We start from the raw sequence: 241 nt of genomic DNA, 5'->3' as shown, positions 1-241 counted from the left end.
GGTTCTCCCCGAAATAGGTATAGGCCTAGCCTCTGCTGATAGCTACAGGGGGTAGAGCACTGATTGGGCTAGGGGGCTTCACCGCTTACCGAACCCAGTTAAACTCCGAATACCTGTAGGTAAAGAGGCAGGGAGTCAGACCATGGGGGAAAAGCTTCATGGTCGAGAGGGGAACAGCCCAGACCGACAGTTAAGGTCCCGAAGCGCGTGCTAAGTGGGGAAGGATGTGGAGTTGCGAAGA

General features: G+C 55.2%; 1 rRNA gene. It reads left to right on the top strand.

Features of this window, described 5'->3' with window-relative positions:
* A 23S ribosomal RNA gene (locus tag ciss_RS10005) occupies positions 1–241 on the top strand; the annotation flags it as partial.

The organism is Carboxydothermus islandicus, from assembly GCF_001950325.1.
GTDB classification, from domain to species: domain Bacteria; phylum Bacillota; class Z-2901; order Carboxydothermales; family Carboxydothermaceae; genus Carboxydothermus; species Carboxydothermus islandicus.
Note: the sequence above shows the minus strand (reverse complement) of the source record. Positions and strands in the feature narration are given on the sequence as shown.